Here is a 16,455-nt window from a genome sequence, read left to right as displayed (position 1 = left end):
CGAGGGTGCAGGTTCTCGCTCTTGATGTCAGGCGGTCTCGATGAGGCGGTCGCCGGTGAAGGTTCATCCGTGGCGCGTAGCGCTACGACTTCTGGAGAGGTTGGCGCGGCGTAGTCGCCGTGCCCGTAGACGGGGAGATTCGGATCATGGCAGCTTCCAGAAAAGGGCCCGCGCCCGAGGATGGGTCGGATTCCGCTACTGGTGAGGGGTCTCGCGCGGGTGCTGTGACCCCTCCGGCGCGTCCTGTCCGGCAACTGTTCGCCGCCTCGGTCGGTAATGCGGTCGAATGGTATGATTGGTACACATATACCTTCCTGGCCACGTACATCGCCGCGCAGATCTTCCCCAAGAGCGCGTCGAACTCACTGGTGCCGCTGCTCTCGACGTTTGCGGTCTTCGCGGTGGGGTTCTTCATGCGGCCCGTCGGCGGGCTGGTGATGGGCGCGGTCGCCGACCGGCGCGGGCGCCGTGCGGCGCTGACGGTGACGATTCTGCTGATGGGCGGCAGCAGCCTGCTGATGGGGCTGACGCCGACGTACGCCGCCGCCGGGATCCTCGCGCCGGTCGTCCTCGTGCTGGCCCGGCTGTTGCAAGGGCTGTCGGTGGGCGGGGAGTTCGCCGCGTCGACCACGTTCCTCGTGGAGTCGGCCGGGCCCGGGCGGCGGGGGCTCTTCTCCAGCTTCCAGTACGTGTCGACGACCATCGGGCAGCTCGTCGCGTCCGGCGTCGCGGCGCTGCTCGTCGCGAATCTCGCGCCCGCCACCATGGGCAGTTGGGGGTGGCGGGTCCCGTTCGTGTTGGGCGCGCTGCTGAGCCTTGTGGGCTTCTGGATCCGGCGCGGCGCGCGCGAGACGCGCAGTGAGGAGCAGGCGAAGGCGCCCCGCCCCGGCCTCTTCGAGGCGCTGCGTCGCCATCCGCGCGAGTCGCTGCTGATCTGCGGGATCACGGCGGGCGGCACGCTCGCGTACTACACGTGGACGTCGTACCTGCCGACGTACGCTGAGCTCAACGCCGGGGTGGAGAAGGCGGACGCGTTGCTGGCGGGCACCCTCTCGCTGACGTTCTTCGCCGTGCTCCAGCCCGTCGCGGGGATCGCGTCCGACCGCTTCGGGCGCAAGCCGCTGCTGCTGATGTTCGGGATCGGCTTCGCCGTGCTGAGCGTGCCGCTGCTGAGCGCGCTCGATGACTCCTTCGTCACGCTGCTGCTCGTGCAGTGCGCGGGCATGATCCTGCTGAGCGGCTTCACGGCCATCTCGGCGGCCGTGAACGCGGAGACGTTCCCGGCACGGGTGCGCGCCGCGGGCATCGGGTTCCCCTACTCGCTCACCGTCGCCCTCTTCGGCGGCACGGCGCCCTACATCGGCACGCTGTTCAAGGACATGGGGCACGCCGGCCTCTTCCCCGTGTACGTGGCCGTGCTGTGCCTGGTCTCCTCCGCCGTCTACCTCCGGCTGCCCGAAACCGCTCATCGCCCGCTGGAGCGGTGAGGCTGGGGGCACCGGCTACCGGAGAGGGCGCTAGGAAATGGCCCGCGAGTCAACAAGGCGTGCTTTGGGGCACGTCCTTTTACAGGTGAGTAGGGGCTGGAGACAGCCCGACGGGCGTCTGGCACTGCGAGCATCCGCCAAGTCCTTCAGGGCGCCCACCGCGTCACCTCTCGCGGGCCGCTTCGGCCGTAGGCTCCACAGCGGGAAGGCGCGTGAGGCAAGTGGAGCTCTGCACTGCTCGACGAGTTGGGAGGGCTGCCATCGCTGGCCATCGTTTCACTCTCTGGCTGCAGGCATCCTCTCGACACAGGAGACGACCGAGTCAGGGGACTGCTCACGCGCAGGCCGGAAATACCGGGACCTTGCTCTCATGGCTGGCGGTCGGCGGCCGGACGCATTCCCCGACCGCGCCGCCCTGCTGGAAATAGCCGGGACTTCAGGCCTTTCCCGGCTACTGTCGTCGACATGTTGTTCCGTTCACGCCGATTGGAAGATCTATTCGGCGGGCGCCTGGACGACCTGGCCTACAACGATCTAGCGGCGCTCGTCGGCAACCCGGACGCCGCAGAAGCCGAAGACCTTGACTACAAGCAGGCTCATTACAGCGCCGATGACAAGGGTCGTGAGGAGCTGGCCAAGGATGTCGCCGCCTTCGCCAACCACCTTGGCGGCCTCATCATCCTAGGTATGGCCGAGGTCAACGGCATTCCCAGCAAGGTCTTTGACGTTGATTTGCAGGACAAGGATCTGCGTCACATGCACCAGGTGATCGCCTCCAATACCGAACCGAAGGTGCCGTGGGAGGAATACCGCCTAACGAACCCCACGTGCCCTGGGAAGGGAATTTGGATCATCGCTGTCCCCCGCAGCCCCCTGGGCCCGCACGCCGTCACCGCGCCGCCCGTGAAAGGTAGCAAGGAGGTCCTGCGGTATCCCCGGCGTGCACGCAGCCAGACCGACTGGCTATCCGAGACATTCGTCGCTACGGCCTACCGTGACCGATTCGCCGCGGCAGCCGCTCGGGAAGAGCGGATTAATCAGGTTGAATATGACCTGCTATCGGAAATCAGGAATCGCAACACCCCGCACCTGCTGGTCTCACTGATGCCCGAGATCGCCGGATGCATGCCGATCAATCACGATTCCTTCGACCGCTACGGCAACGAATTGCGGACAATCCAGCCGTTCCTCGGCCGTCAAGATCAGCCCTTTGCCACAGTACGCATCGGCGCCCGCCGTCTCATCGTGGAAGAGCCGCGCCAGTACTCAACAGCCAGTCGAGCAGAACTGCACCGAGACGGGGCTGCTGCCTGGGCTATCCCACTGCGGACCCGTCCCATCACCCTGGAGGATGGGGAGATCCACAGCGCTGAGCCGGACGCTGTGGTCCACATACTGATGTCCGCGCTGCACTTCCTCGGATCGCACGCACGTGACCGTGCCGCCGCCACGGGAACAACCTACGTCTCCGTATGGCTTCTCGATGAACCGAGCACGCATCCTAAGGTGCTGCCGATGCTATCCCTCCCTCTCCCGCGCCGGACACCTGCGCTCCCGTTGCGGATTGACCGCTACGACCCGCGAGAAAGTGAACCGATCGAGCTGAGCACGCAGGCGTGCAAGCAGGCCACCGCACACGGCACCGCACTCCTGGACGACCTCGCCGACGCCAATGTCGGCCTCGTACAGACCGCTGCCTTGCTGGCCGACGAGCTCTTCCAAGCGTTCGGCATTCCGGAAGCCCGTCCTATCACCCAGTCTGGGCACCTGCGACGCAGCGAGTGGCAGTCCAGCCTCCTAAACCAGATCACAGCATGGGCCACTACCCACGGCGTCCAGTTTCTTGACGGGTAGTCAATTGGACCGATTCACACCTCGCCAACAGCGTGCTGACACCGTGGCGTACCGGAAATCGCCTCAGGGCTTCGGGATAGACGACGGATAGTTGCACTGCAACTGTCTTCGTCGACGCGGCAAGGTTGGTCGGGGACGGGGAGCTGTGCCAGCTCCGCGGTCACCTCGCGAGGTGACCGCCTTCAGCTGACGCGATGAGACTTACCGCGGCCGGCGCTTGGGCGGCACGGCACCGGGAATAACGTCGAGGTTCATGTGCTCTTTGAACAGATGTACGAGGTTGGCGCCGTCCAGGAGTTCCAGCCGTCCGTGGTCGTTGGCGAAGGCTTCGCTGGCCCGGCCGAACCAGGAGGTCGTCGCCAGGATGCCTTTGGCGGCGCGCTTGTGCTCTACCACTCCGGCGAGGGCGGAGACGGTTTCGAAGGGCACCACGTTGCGGGTGCGCTTGGCCTGGATGATGCACAGGCCCTTCATGATGGGGTCGGTGTTCATCGCGATGGCATCGACGCCCTCGTCCTTGGACGGCTGGGTGTTGACGCTCTCCAGGCCGATCGCTTCGAACAGCTGCCGCACCAGGTGCTCGAACTCGGTGGGGGAGAGGTCCATCAGCACCGGCCGGCTGTCCAGGCCCGCCACGACGTCCAGGCCGTCCATCAGCCGGAACTTCGACAGGTCGAAGGTGACCAGCGGGCGCACCGGCTCCAGGTCGTAGGGGTTGGGGGAGATCAGCGCCCGCAGGCGCTGCAGACAGGCCCGCGGATCGACCTGGGTCAGCACCAGCTGCTCGAACTCTGCCCGGTCGGCCTGGAGAGTGATCAGGCAAGGGTGCACCTCGCGGCCGGTGGCACGGTCGATGGTGGCCACATGGCCGTTGAGCGCCACCGACGCCACCACCCCCTCGGTATCGGCGGCGAAGAGTTCATAGACGGTACGCAGCGCGGTCTGCGCCAGCACCGAGGCATACAGCTCCTTGCGTTCCTTCTCCGGCCGTGGAACCGGCGTGATCTCATCGCGGCTCTTCACATACCGGTAGCCGCGGGCCGCCGGCACCACGTCCTCCAGCGGCAGGTCGATCTCGACCAGGAGGTCGCCGGTATCCGCCTGGTAGGAGACCCGGTGCGCTTTGGGAAAGCCATGCGGATAGACCGAGGCCGCCAGGACCTGGTCCACGAACCACTCCACCGCCTCGACATCGCGCTCTCGATAGGCGTCGCGGCGCTCGTCGATCTTGACGTTCCACTGCGTGACCCGGTCCGTCTCGCGGCGGTCATGCTCCTCATGCCGAACCCGGGCCGCCTCCAGCTTGTCCACCCGCTTCTTCTCCTCTCGGGTGTGCTCCTGGAGTGCCCGGTCGAAGCGCTGGTCGCGCCAGCTCCGCTTCCGCCTCATAGCCCCGGCGCCCGAACCCCAGCGCACCCAGCAGCCCGCGCGGAGGTTCCGGCTCGTACTCCTCCCAGCGCGGCGCCGGTGCTGGGCGGTTCCGCCCCTTCGGCGTAAAGGCCGGCGCGGTGAACTCCTGTCGCAGCGCCTCGAACGTCAGGGGAGAGCGGTCGACCACCGCGGTGCGCAGCACCGTCTGCAGCTGTGCGATGTCGTGCTCGGTCACGCTGGTCTTGTCCACGGCCTCCTGTGCGCGAGCGGCCTCATACGCCAGCTTCTCCTCCCGTGCCTTCCGCTTGGCCTCGGCTTCCACGGCTTGCGTGCCTTCTCCCGTTCCCGGGCCTGCCGCGCCATCTCCCGCGCGTACGCTTCGCCCCCGCCTCTACTCGCCACTTTGCCCCCAGATCATTCACGTGCGCTTCGCCGCACTGATTACCCAGTTGGCCACACCAACCCCGGTCCCAAAGCGTTCGGCGTGCCCGTCGGTCACATGGCGAACAGGTCGCCCTGTGCGTACTCGGCGACCGTGCGTAAGGGGTAGGCCAAACCGAGAAGCATGAAGGTGTGGGGATGAGCTTTGATGTTGCCGACGAAGGCGTGTACCGCGCGGTCGGGTCTGAACATCCTCGTCAGCCAACGCTCGTACAGCTTCTCGCGCACCAGGCCCTGCCCATAGCGGTGCAGGTACTTGCGGTAGCTCTCCCCGGCTTCCCAGTCCTTGAGGTGCATGGCATGACCGGGGCAGTACCGGTCGGAGCAGGTGAATCTGTAACGCAGCTGTACAGGTACCCATTCAAGAGGCTTCAGGTCCTGCTCCAACAGGTCAAGCTGATCAGCCAGAGCGGCCTTGGAGGCCGGCCACGGCTCTGCGTCGGCCAGCTTGAGTGTGGGGGTACTGGGAAGCCGGAAGAGCCCCAAAGAGGAGCCGTGGCGCGCCTGTTCGCGGCGTATTGCACACAGCGATGGTGACACCAGTGGCCGCAGGTATTCCCATCGTCGGGACCAGCCATCGGCGGGGGAGAGTTGATCGAGAACCTTGAGGCTCTCCAGGCGTGGACGCAAGCTTTCCGGGCGCTGGTCATGGCGGTGCCGCTCGACATCGACCTCGATGATCGAGTACTTCGTGAACTGTGCCTCCTGCGCGAGTAGCCGGAAAGGCACGGGGAAGAGCCGCACATGTCGTGGGGCCCCATCGTCGAGGCGAACGCCAGCCACACAGCTGGTCTCCCGGTACTTCTTCGACAGCTCAGGATAGGTCTTGACTGTCACCATGATGCGGGCGCGCTGCGGCGTTCTGCCCATCGTTGCCCCCCAGCCCGATGCGACCTCAACGGTTACATTGGAGGCAACGGCACCGTCTGCCGCAAGGGGGCGTAGCGAGTCTGCAGCCGCGCTCAGACAAGAACGGTGACTTCCCGGCCGACATGCGTGGCCACCTTTTCCAAGACCAAGGCGCGATGGCAGTGATCGGCATCGCGTTCATAGCACAGCACCGCCACCCGGGAGATGCGGGCTAGCTCTGCCAGAGCATTCAGTTGTGCTGCCGCCGCCTCGGAACGAAGCACGGTGGCAAACCGTGCTCGGCCCTCGGCCAGTCGCCCCTCCCAAAAGGGCGCACGGTTGTCTTTGGGGTTGCCCAGCGCCCGCAGGTGTACGTATTCGATCCCGGCAGTGCCAAGCGCGGTCTGCAAGCGTGTCTTGCTGAAGCCGGGTTTGCGGCTGATCGGTGTGAGGCGCACGTCCGCTACTGTGTCAATTCGCTCACTGGCCAGTGCCGCGATGAACGAGTCGATGTCTCGGCCCTCATAGCCGATCGACCACAGCCCCGGTTCCGGCCGAGCGGCGCGGAAGAGACCATCCAGGCTGACTTCCAACGCCGCGGCAAGGGCGCCTATGGTGAAGAAGCCTGGCTGTGTCGCGCCCGCATTCTCCAGCCGCATCAGCGTGCGTGAGTGTATGCCCGCCTCCTTGGCCAGCCGATCCCTCGTCCACCCGCGCGCCTCACGCAACGACCGCACCTGCCGGGCAAGTTTCTGTGCCTGGGTTCTCTCCTGGCGGCTTGCCGCCGGTCGACCTGACATGGGCCGCGATCCTAGCTCCCATTTGGGTGGAAACGCGAACCGCGCTCAAGGGGCCGTCGATGGTTCAGCCGCAGCGACGAGACTTACTCGCAAGTCATGCTCGTCCGCGTGGGCAGCACGCCTACCCGTGCCGAGCTGGGCCGGAAGGTCCGCATGCACGCGTCTCCGACTGGAATGCGACCAAACCGCCCGGTGACTTCGTCGTCCGATGATGGCAGGAGAGGGGCCGCAGTGAAGGTGGCGGCCGTTGGAAGGTGGTACACCTGCCCGCGCTCGCCGCCCGGAGTGCGGAACCGATTTGTTCGGCCGGGAGTAGAGGGCTGTTGGTGCGCCCGAAGATCCCCACGCGAGATAATAAGGCTCTACCGGAAGTCGTGGGCGGACTTAAAAGGAGTCCCGATCGTCCGAAAGGTGGCTTACCTGTATCAGGAGTCCCGTCCCGCGGTGGAAGCTGTGACCCACGATCACCGACGAGGCGATTGGGTGGAAGTGCATGCCCTCGTCGGCCGGCGGTGCGGGAGGCGCCGTTTGGGCGGCGAAATTCTCACCAGTGGCGTTCAGCACATTTCCGAATCGACGAACAATTCTGAGCGTTGCCCGTTGAGCACGCCCTCTTTTGGTGATACTGCGGCTTACTTGCCTGAGGAGACGCTGTCAGGAACCCGAGGGTACCTCGATGTTTACGTCATGTACTTCCCCGATCAACGCCCCTGACTTGCGGTTCTGATCGCAATCAGGCTCCTAACATGCGTAAATGCGCCTTACGGAAACTTTCACGTTCGTACGCCTTTGTGCGGCTGGAACTCCCCACGGCCTCCCCGGCGGGGGCCACTCTCCCCAGAAACTCCCCAAGGGGGGCGTTGGAGAGTGGCCCTCTGTCCGGATCTACGCTCCGTAGCGAGCACGCCTGCCGTGTCCTGCGTTGTCAGAGGCAGGGGAGTCTGGACGCGGCCTGCAGGCAACGTCTAGGGGGAAGGCCCGCCCCTTCCAATCTCAGAGCGACTTCCACCGTCTGCTGATGACCACGGTCATACGTCGGACGATCACTGTCGGGATAGGGGCGCAACGTTAGTGAGCTGAAGAGCAGCGTTCTTGAGGCTCCACGCGGTGCCCCCGTTGTCGCGTACCGAGCCCGCCGCACGGTCCCGAGCTGCCCACGGGTGGGTGCGACGCACCTTGCTGGAGATGCAGGTCGCGGTCGATGGCTTGGTCCGGGCACCACGGCTCCGGTGACCTGGCCGAGCTGGTCGACGTGCCGAGCGAGGCCGGTGGTCGACTGCCTGGCCGCAACGCTGCGACGGGGCGGTTCTGGTGGTCGCTGGCATGCGGGGTCCGCACCGGCTCCAGCGCGAGCAAACTGGCCAAGGCGCTGGATGACCCGGCATACGGTGGCCGGCGAGACGCCGAACAGCGGCGCGAGCTGCCACATGGAGAGGTTCGTGCGCTATCACAACGGCCACCAGTAGCACGCGTTCGGGCCGCGGCAGCCGCCACGGACGGCCTCATCCGCAGCCCTCCCCAGCGCGTTCGCGGACCGTTTTAGCAGCCGCCAGAACTGATCCACCCGTAGCCCGGTGAACGTCTCCACCCACACTTGCTCAGCCCTCAGCCCTCAGCCCTCAGCCCTCAGCACCCCAGCCACGCAGAGGAAATGCCCTGACCACGGCCTTCTGCAACGCGCTTTGGGAGCGACGACGGTTCAAGCCTGCTTCGAGGCGAGTTCGACAATGGTGATGTCGGACGGGGCACCTACGCGGACCGGTGGGCCCCAGGCTCCGGCGCCGCGGCTGACGTACAGCTGGGTGTCGCCGTAGCGTTCGAGGCCCTCGACGGTCGGGTTGGCGAGTTCGGCGACGTAGTTGACGGGCCAGAGCTGGCCGCCGTGGGTGTGGCCGGACAGCTGGAGGCCCACGCCGTGGCGGACGGCGTCGTCGATGACGATGGGCTGGTGGGCGAGGAGAACGGAGGCGCGGGAGCGGTCGCGGTCGCCGAGTGCCTTGGCGAAGTCGGGGCCCTGGCCCTGGTCGGCGCCGGTCACGTCGTTGACGCCGGCGAGGTCGAAGCCGGGCAGCTCGGTGCGGGTGTTTTCCAGTGGGTGCAGGCCGAGGTCCCGTACCTTGTCGACCCACTGCTCGGCACCGACGAAGTACTCATGGTTGCCGGTGACGAAGTACGAGCCGTGGCGGGACCGGAGTTGAGCGAGTGGCTCCACGGCGTTGCCGAGGTCTGCGACGTTGCCGTCGACCAGGTCGCCGACGACGGCGATCAGGTCGGGCTGGGTGCGGTTGATCGTGTCGACGACGTGCTGGGCGAAGCCGCGGCCCAGGACCGGGCCGAGGTGCATGTCGCTGACAACGGCGATGCGGTAACCGTGGGCGGCGCGTGGCAAGTTCGCCAGCGGGACCGTCAGCCGCTTGACTTTCGGGCCGCTGAGCATGCTGTGGGTGCCGTAGCCGACGGTGCCGAGGGCGACTGCCGCGGCAGTGCCGCCGACCACGCGTGAGACGAACAGCCGACGCGACGGGCCTGCCCGCTCGGGCCGCGGACGAGCCTCGGGCTCCGGTGTGTGCGGGCGCTCGGCCAGCGCGACGGGCCCCGTGGGTTCATGCGGAGTGGACCCGCCGGACGCCGTCACCGCCATGGACTGGGGCTCACCGACGGCGAGTTCCTCGTTCTGAAGCGTCGCGGGCTCAGCGGTTTCCGCCGCTCTTGCTCCGTCTCGCCGGGCGAGCCGACGCAGCAGTATGGGCCGGACGACTTCGCCCGCGAGCAGCGCCAAAAGCAGGTACAGGAACAGCACCAGCCACAGGTAGCCGGGCCAGGCCATGAGCTGCCGGACGGTGAACGGGGCGATGGCTCCGGCCGTCTGGGCCCCGGCCGTAAGGAGTGGACCGGCGACCATCACACAGGTTCCGGCACGGCGGAGGGCCGAGCCGGGCCGCGTCGTGTCGCGTACGAGGCGCCGCCACACGTAGAAGTGGAGCGCGCCGAACACTATGAGGAATATGACGACGAACACGGCTCTGCGTGGTCCTTTCTCGGGATGATCAGGGGGACGGACGTGTCCCTGTGCCGTTGGCGGCCGGCCGTGGAGCAGGAGTCGTGGCTTTCTACGTCGTCAGGAGCGTGCGGACCGGCGCTACGTCAACGGGCCGATGAATCGGCCCAGTTCTCTGCGACAGTGGCAGTCCTGTGGCCCGGTTGGTGTGCGCGATGATCTCGGCGGTGATGGAGATAGCCGTCTCTTGCGGCGTACGGGCACCGAGGTCCAGACCGATCGGGGAGTGCAGGCGGGCGAGTTGCGCTTCGGTGAGGCCCGCCTCGCGCAAGTGGTGCAGGCGGTGTTCGTGGGTGCGCCGGGAGCCCATCGCTCCGACGTACGCGACGGGCAGGCGGAGTGCGTGGGTCAGTAGGGGGATATCGAACTTGGCGTCGTGGGTGAGAACGCAGATTGCCGTGCGAGAGTCGACCGTTGTGTGTTCCAAGTAGCGGTGGGGCCAGTCGACGACGACCTCGTCAGCGTGCGGGAAGCGGGCCTTGGTGGCGAAGACGGGGCGGGCGTCGCACACGGTGACCTCGTACCCGAGGAACTGTCCGGCCTGGCTGAGGGCGGCGGTGAAGTCGACGGCGCCGAAGATCAGCATGCGGGGGCGAGGGGCTTGGACGTGGACGAGGACGGAGATCTGCTCGGGGCATGTGTCCGCGTCGCCGCCGAGCGCTACGTGTGCGGTGCGGCCCGCCCGTAGCAGTGCCCTGGCGTGCGCGGCCACCGCATGGTCTGTCGGGCCGCCGCCATCCAGCGTTCCGTACGACGTGATGTCGTCGCTGAAGACGCACACCGTACGGCCGACCAACTCTCCTGGCCCGCCGGAGACGTGAGCCACGGCGACGGGCCAGCCCTGGACGGCTTCTTCGAGGGCCGGCAGGAGGTGGGGCTCGGCGACGGGGTCGACGCGTTGGATCAGGACGTCGAGTTCGCCGCCGCAGGTGAGACCTACGGCGAAGGCGTCGTTGTCGGAGTAGCTGAAGCGGACGCGTTGGGGTGGGCCTTCGCCCTCCAGGACCTGAAGGCACAACTCGTGGACGGCGCCCTCGACGCAGCCGCCGGAAATGCTTCCGGCCACGTTGCCGTTCTTGTCGACCGCGACCGACGTGCCGACGGGCATGGGTGCGCTTCCCGTGACGTCGACGATGGTGGCTAGGGCGAACGGGCGGGCTTCGCGGCACCAGCGGTGCAGTGTGTCCGCGATGTTCAGCATGAGTGGTGGTTCTCCGTTGTTCTCCGTGTGCCCGAGGCGGTCGCCTGGTGGGGCCGGCCGAAGTCCGCAAGTGCCCCGGGCCGGCGTTCCACCGGGACCCGGGGCACTCGGCTTCTCTCAGATCAATGCCTCAGCAGTGATGGGGAGTTGACGGACGCGACGGCCGGTAGCGTTGAAGACCGCGTTGGCGATTGCGGGGGCCACGCCGACCATGACGACCTCGCCGAGTCCCTTGACGCCGAGCGGGTCGGCCTCGCGGTCCTCGCCGTCGAGGTAGATCGCCTTGAGGTCGGGGACGTCGGCGTTGACAGGGACGAGGTAGTCGGCGAGGTTGGCGTTGACGATGCGTCCGTCGCGGTGGTCAGTGACCGTGTGCTCGAGGAGAGCCTGTCCGATGCCGCCCACCATGCCGCCGAATGCCTGGCTCTCGGCGAGCTTGGGGCTGATGATGCGGCCCGCGTCGTACACGCCCAGAACTCGCCGCACGCGCACCAGGCCCAGGGCGGCATCGACGGCCACCTCGGCGAAGGTCGCGTTGTAGGCGTGGAGGGAATGCCGCTCGGTACTCGGAGCCCCGCTGTACGAGCCGAGGGATTCGAGGTGTGTGCGGTCGTTGCGGGACAGCAGGCGCTGGTACGTCTCGCCGCGTGTCGGGTTGCCCTTCGCGTGCAGCCGGCCGCCCCGTACCACGACGTCGTCGGCGTTCACCCCGTACAGCGGTGATTCCTTGTCCTCGATGGCGAGTTTGATCGCCTGGCGGCGGACCTGGTTGCAGCCATCAAGGACGGCGGAGCCGACGCTGGCCATCGTCATCGAGCCGCCGTGCGGCGGGGTCTGCGGGAAGAGGGAGTCACCGAGCTTGAGCGTGACCGTGCGGACGGTGAGGCCGAGAGCGTCGGCGGCGACCTGGGTCTGGGACGTGTACGTACCGGGGCCCATGTCGCTGGCCGCGGTCTCGACGACCGCCGTGCCGTCGGCGTCCAGACGGACGTGAGCCTCGGCGGGCATGCGCGCGGTGTGATAGACACCCGCGGCCATCCCCATGCCGATCAGCCAGTCGCCCTCCCGGCGCGAGCGGGGCTTGGCTGATCGTCGGTCCCAGCCGAACTCACGGGCACCCACGGTGTAGCACTCCCGCAACCGCCGCGTGGACCAGGGAAGTCCGGACGACTCGTCCTCGTCCGGCTCGTTGCGCTGGCGCAGCTCGATCGGGTCGACCCCGATCCGGTCGGCGAGTTCATCGAGCGCCGACTCGATCACGTACGACGCCGTCGCGGGGCCCGGGCCGCGCATCCAGATCGGGGTGTTCACGTCCAGCGGCACCGTCCGGTATGCCTGGCTCACGTTGGGCGTGCTGTAGAGCATGCGGCCCGGGTCCAGGACGCCTTCGCTGAACGTCTCGTACGAGGAAGTCTCGTGCTCCATCTCGTGGGCCATGGCGATCAGTCGGCCTTGGCGGTTGCTGCCGAGCCGCAGGCGGTACTCGTACTCGGGCCGGAAGCCTGTCGCGAAGTACTGCTGCTTCCGGCTGAGGACGAGCTTCACCGGGCGCTTCGCCACCCGGGCGGCCAGCGCGGCGACGACGGTGTGGGGCCAGCAGCGCAGGCCGCTGCCGAAGCCACCGCCGACGAACGGCGAGATGACCCGCACGGACTTCAACGGCAGATCGAACACCGTGGAGAGCTCGGTCTGGGTGCCCACCACCCACTGCGTCTTGTCCCACACAGTGAGCTTGTTGCCGTTCCAGCGGGCGATGGTGGCGTGTGGCTCCATCGCATTGTGGTGGTTGCGCGCCAACCGGTACGTGAGGTCGAGGCGTACGTCCGCCTTCCGCAGCCCGGCCTCGACGTCACCCCGCGCATACGACGTCGGCTTGTCCGGCTTGCCCTTGCTCAGTTCGGTCGAGGGCTGTTCGGCGTCGTAGCGCACCTTGACGAGGCTCGCTGCGTGCTGGGCCGCTTCCAGAGAGGTGGCGACGACCACGGCGACGGGCTGTCCGTGGAAGCGGACCTTGTCGTCCTGGAAGACCCGAAGACGCGCGCCCGGCGGGTTGTTGGACGCCTTGTTGTCCTTGTACGGCAACTTGGGAGCGTTGCCGTGGTGGATGACGCTCAGGACGCCGCGCTGGGCCTCGGCGGCGCTGGTGTCGATGCCAGTGATCCGGCCGCGTCCGATCGAGGCGTCGACGATGACGGCGTACACCACCCCGTTCACCTCGTGCTCGGCTGCGTAGCGGGCCTTGCCGGTGACCTTCAGCCGTCCGTCGACACGGGAGAGCGGCGCGCCGACGGCGGCCTGCGGCTGGGGGCTCATGTGTTGTCTCCTACGGTGCGCAGCTGACGTTCGACGGTCCGCTCGAGCAGGTCGACCTTGAAACGGTTGTGCTTCAGTGGGCGTGCACCCTCGGTGGCCTTCTCCGCGGCGGCGGCCCACAGGGACTCGGACGGGCGCTGACCGATGAGGTGTTTCTCGACGGCGGGCAGCTTCCACGGCACAGTCCCGACGCCACCGGCGGCGACCTTCGCGTCACGGATGACTCCACCGCTGATGTGCAGGGCGACGGCTGCGGAGGTCAGTGCGAACTCGTACGACTGCCGGTCACGGACCTTGAGGTAGCCCGACTTGAGCGGGCGGGGGAGTGCGGGGAGCTCCACAGCGGTGATCAACTCACCGCGCGTCAGAGCCTGTTCGTGGTTGGGTGTGCTGCCGGGCCGGAGCAGGAAGTCGCCGAACGGCACGGTGCGCTCGCCGCCGGGCCCGAGCAGGTGGACCTGCGCCTCCAGGGCCGCGAAGGCGACGGCCACGTCGGACGGGTGTGTGGCTACGCAACTCTCGGACGTGCCGAGGATCGCGTGCGTGCGGTTGAAACCCTCGCGCGCGGCGCACCCCGAGCCCGGCTCGCGCTTGTTGCAGTTGGCCGTCACATCACGGAAGTAGGTGCAGCGGGTGCGCTGCATGATGTTGCCGCCGATCGTGGCCATGTTGCGGAGCTGGGCGGACGCGCTCAGCTCCAATGCCTCGGACACAACCGGGAAGAGGCTGCGCACCTTGGAATGGGCGGCGGCGTCGCTCATCGTCACCAGCGCGCCGATACGCAGGCCCCCGCCCTTGGTGACGGTGACATCGCGCAGGGGCAGTCCGCTGATGTCGACCAGCGTCTCCGGGCGTTCCACGGTCTCGCGCATCAGGTCGACGAGGGTGGTGCCACCGGCGATGTAACGGCCTCGGCGGCCCGCGTTGAGGGCCTCACGGGTGTCGGAGGCCTTGGTGAAGGTGAAGGGATGCATACCGGCCGCGCCTCACTTCCGGCGCGCGGTCTGCTCGACCGCGCGCACGATTTTGGGGTAGCAGCCGCAGCGGCAGATGTTGCCGCTCATCCACTCCCGGATCTCGTCCTTGGACCCGGCGTGGCCTTCCTCGATGCAGCCGACGCCGGACATGATCTGGCCGGGGGTGCAGTAGCCGCACTGGAAGGCGTCCTCGTCGATGAACGCCTGCTGCAGTGGGTGCAGTCGGTCCCCGTCGCCGAGTCCCTCGATGGTGGTGACCTCGGCGCCGTCGAGCCGAACGGCCAGCGTCAGACAGGAGTTGACGCGCCGCCCGTCGACCAGGACCGTGCACGCGCCACAGGCCCCGGCGTTGCAGCCCTTCTTCGAGCCGGTCAGGTCCAGGTGCTCGCGCAGCAGGTCGAGCAGCGAGGTGCGGTTGTCGACGGTGACGGTGTGCTTGCGGCCGTTGACGGTCAGCGTGACCCGGCTGCTGGGGGCCGCGGAGGCGGCCGCCGCCTCCGGCTTGGAGAGGATGCTCCCTCCGAACACACCGCCCGCGATCACGACGCCGCCCACTGCGGTAGTCGTGGCGACGAACGTACGCCGGGTCGGCGCGGACTCCTCGGTCGGAGGGGACGATTCTGACTCGGGTAGCTCGGTTGACATACGCAGTCTTTCGCTTGCGAAGGGAGGGGGACTCGCTGCTGGCGGAGCCGCAGCATAATCCGCACCGTTATCGCCGACGGCTCTTTTGGGTTCCCGCTGTCTGATATTTATCGGCTGACGGGACGTTGTGCGGTGTTTCCGAAAAATACACAGACGGAGTAGTGGAGAGCGAATTGTGGGACCTCTGGATTACCTCCGCGAGAGGTGATCGCGGAGTTCCTTTTGGATGCCTACACCGCGATCTTACGACGAAGCAGGAGGCTGCGGGATGATTTTGGGGTGCCCTGCTGGTACACCCCTCAGCAGTAACCCCTTGGGTCCTTTGTGCGCTGCCGAGGCGCCGGGCGGACAATACTCTTCCGATGCCGCCGCGCGCCGCAAATATTTCGCTCCTCAAGCATTGGGCAGTGAAAGAGTGGGCACACCGGGCCTGTGATCGTCAGTCGGTCGACAGTGATGGCTTGCAGGGGGCCGGCTCCTGCGACGCCGCCCAGGAGGCGAGCAGGCGCAGGCGCTCATCGGAAGGAGAGCAGGGCTCCGCGGTGTAGACGGTGAGGGTGAGCCCCGGCTCCGCGGCCAATTCCATCCCTTCGTACGCCAGGGAGAGATCGCCGACCACAGGGTGGGAGAAGTGCTTCACGCCGGTGCCGTGGTGCCGCACGTCATGCGCGCCCCATCGCCTGCGGAATTCTTCACTGCAGACCGACAGTTCGCCGATCAGATCGTGAAATTCCTTGTCGTAGGGATTACGGCCGGCTTCAGTGCGCAGGATGGCCACGGTGACGTCGGCCATCAGGTCCCAGTCCTGATGGAAAAAGCGGGCCCTTTCGTCCAGAAAGTCGAAGCGGGCGAAGTTCGGAGTACGTTGCGGGTTGGCGTACAGGTCGCAGTAGAAGGCGCGTGCCAGCCGGTTCGTGGCCAGCAGGTCCATCCGGCTGTTGCGGACGAACGCCGGCCCTTCGGTGATCGAGTCGAGCATCCACTGCAGGCTCGGGCGCGGGGTCCACTTCTTCGTTGCGCGCCGTCGGGGCCGCTTCACCGCAGTGAATCCCCCGGCAGTCTGCGCCAGGTTGAACAGATGGGCCCGCTCGGCATCGTCGAGCTGGAGCGCACGAGCGACCGCGTCGAGTACACGCGCGGACACCCCGGCCACGTTGCCGCGCTCCAGCTTGGCGTAGTACTCGATGCTCACGTCGGCCAGTGCGGCGACCTCTTTGCGCCGCAGTCCGGGGACCCTGCGGTTGCTCCCCGCCTGCAGCCCGGCCTGTTCGGGTGTGATCTTTGCTCGCCGCGAGACGAGGAACTCGCGGACTTCCTTCCGATTGTCCACATCAGGACCGTACGCGCAGGATGGCGAAGACGGGGTGCCCTGTCAGTACCCCTCTCGACAGGGACTCCCCGGCGGGCGCGGACTGCGGTTTGCTTGATTGCCGAGAGGACGGCCACCGGCACAGCGCAG

The 16,455-nt window shown here is 67.2% G+C and carries 11 protein-coding genes and 1 pseudogene; 2 read left to right on the top strand and 10 right to left on the bottom strand.

Translation table 11 applies throughout. The features are described from left to right. The first annotated feature begins 224 nt into the window (after positions 1 to 224). Both IG84_RS0110070 and IG84_RS0110065 read left to right on the top strand, forming a co-directional pair. Positions 225 to 1,487, top strand: a complete 1,263-nt coding sequence (locus IG84_RS0110070; RefSeq protein WP_031054054.1) for an MFS transporter — start codon at positions 225 to 227, stop codon at positions 1,485 to 1,487. A gap of 465 nt (positions 1,488 to 1,952) precedes the next feature. Continuing rightward, positions 1,953 to 3,341, top strand: coding sequence for an AlbA family DNA-binding domain-containing protein (locus IG84_RS0110065; RefSeq protein WP_031054052.1), 1,389 nt, complete (start codon positions 1,953 to 1,955; stop codon positions 3,339 to 3,341). Positions 3,342 to 3,542: 201 nt separating this feature from the next. Here the strand turns inward: IG84_RS0110065 and IG84_RS0110060 are convergent, their stop codons facing one another. The 10 genes and pseudogenes from IG84_RS0110060 to IG84_RS0110015 all read right to left on the bottom strand — a co-directional run bounded on the left by IG84_RS0110060 (position 3,543) and on the right by IG84_RS0110015 (position 16,326). Beyond that, positions 3,543 to 4,730, bottom strand: coding sequence for a restriction endonuclease (locus IG84_RS0110060; RefSeq protein WP_031054051.1), 1,188 nt, complete (start codon positions 4,728 to 4,730; stop codon positions 3,543 to 3,545). 477 nt (positions 4,731 to 5,207) lie between these two features. Beyond that, positions 5,208 to 6,023, bottom strand: a complete 816-nt coding sequence (locus IG84_RS0110055) for a hypothetical protein (protein WP_031054049.1) — start codon at positions 6,021 to 6,023, stop codon at positions 5,208 to 5,210. Positions 6,024 to 6,115: 92 nt separating this feature from the next. Beyond that, positions 6,116 to 6,802 (bottom strand): DUF488 family protein, N3 subclade, encoded by a 687-nt coding sequence (locus tag IG84_RS0110050; RefSeq protein WP_051861578.1) that lies wholly within the window; start codon positions 6,800 to 6,802, stop codon positions 6,116 to 6,118. Positions 6,803 to 8,116: 1,314 nt separating this feature from the next. Continuing rightward, positions 8,117 to 8,411, bottom strand: a pseudogene (locus IG84_RS42135) (helix-turn-helix domain-containing protein); the annotation flags it as partial. 90 nt (positions 8,412 to 8,501) lie between these two features. Beyond that, positions 8,502 to 9,821 carry a metallophosphoesterase gene (locus IG84_RS0110040; protein WP_031054047.1) on the bottom strand — a complete coding sequence of 440 codons (1,320 nt, stop codon included), beginning with the start codon at positions 9,819 to 9,821 and terminating at the stop codon, positions 8,502 to 8,504. A gap of 91 nt (positions 9,822 to 9,912) precedes the next feature. After that, a complete protein-coding gene (locus IG84_RS0110035) occupies positions 9,913 to 11,061 on the bottom strand; it encodes an XdhC family protein (protein WP_031054044.1) in 1,149 nt (382 codons plus the stop codon). A 117-nt stretch (positions 11,062 to 11,178) separates the two neighbouring features. Then, positions 11,179 to 13,374 carry a xanthine dehydrogenase family protein molybdopterin-binding subunit gene (locus tag IG84_RS0110030; RefSeq protein WP_031054043.1) on the bottom strand — a complete coding sequence of 732 codons (2,196 nt, stop codon included), beginning with the start codon at positions 13,372 to 13,374 and terminating at the stop codon, positions 11,179 to 11,181. Further along, the gene (locus tag IG84_RS0110025; RefSeq protein ID WP_031054042.1) at positions 13,371 to 14,348 is read right to left on the bottom strand and encodes an FAD binding domain-containing protein; all 978 of its coding nucleotides are present in this window, start codon (positions 14,346 to 14,348) and stop codon (positions 13,371 to 13,373) included. The genes IG84_RS0110030 and IG84_RS0110025 overlap by 4 nt, the downstream gene beginning before the upstream one ends. A gap of 12 nt (positions 14,349 to 14,360) precedes the next feature. Further along, positions 14,361 to 14,996, bottom strand: a complete 636-nt coding sequence (locus IG84_RS0110020; protein WP_031054041.1) for a (2Fe-2S)-binding protein — start codon at positions 14,994 to 14,996, stop codon at positions 14,361 to 14,363. 439 nt (positions 14,997 to 15,435) lie between these two features. Further along, complete coding sequence (locus IG84_RS0110015; RefSeq protein ID WP_031054039.1) at positions 15,436 to 16,326, bottom strand: helix-turn-helix transcriptional regulator; 891 nt, start codon at positions 16,324 to 16,326, stop codon at positions 15,436 to 15,438. Positions 16,327 to 16,455: the final 129 nt, after the last annotated feature.

It is taken from the genome of Streptomyces ochraceiscleroticus (genome assembly GCF_000720485.1).
Lineage (GTDB): Bacteria > Actinomycetota > Actinomycetes > Streptomycetales > Streptomycetaceae > Streptomyces > Streptomyces ochraceiscleroticus.
This window is presented reverse-complemented; position numbering and strand designations above follow the sequence as displayed.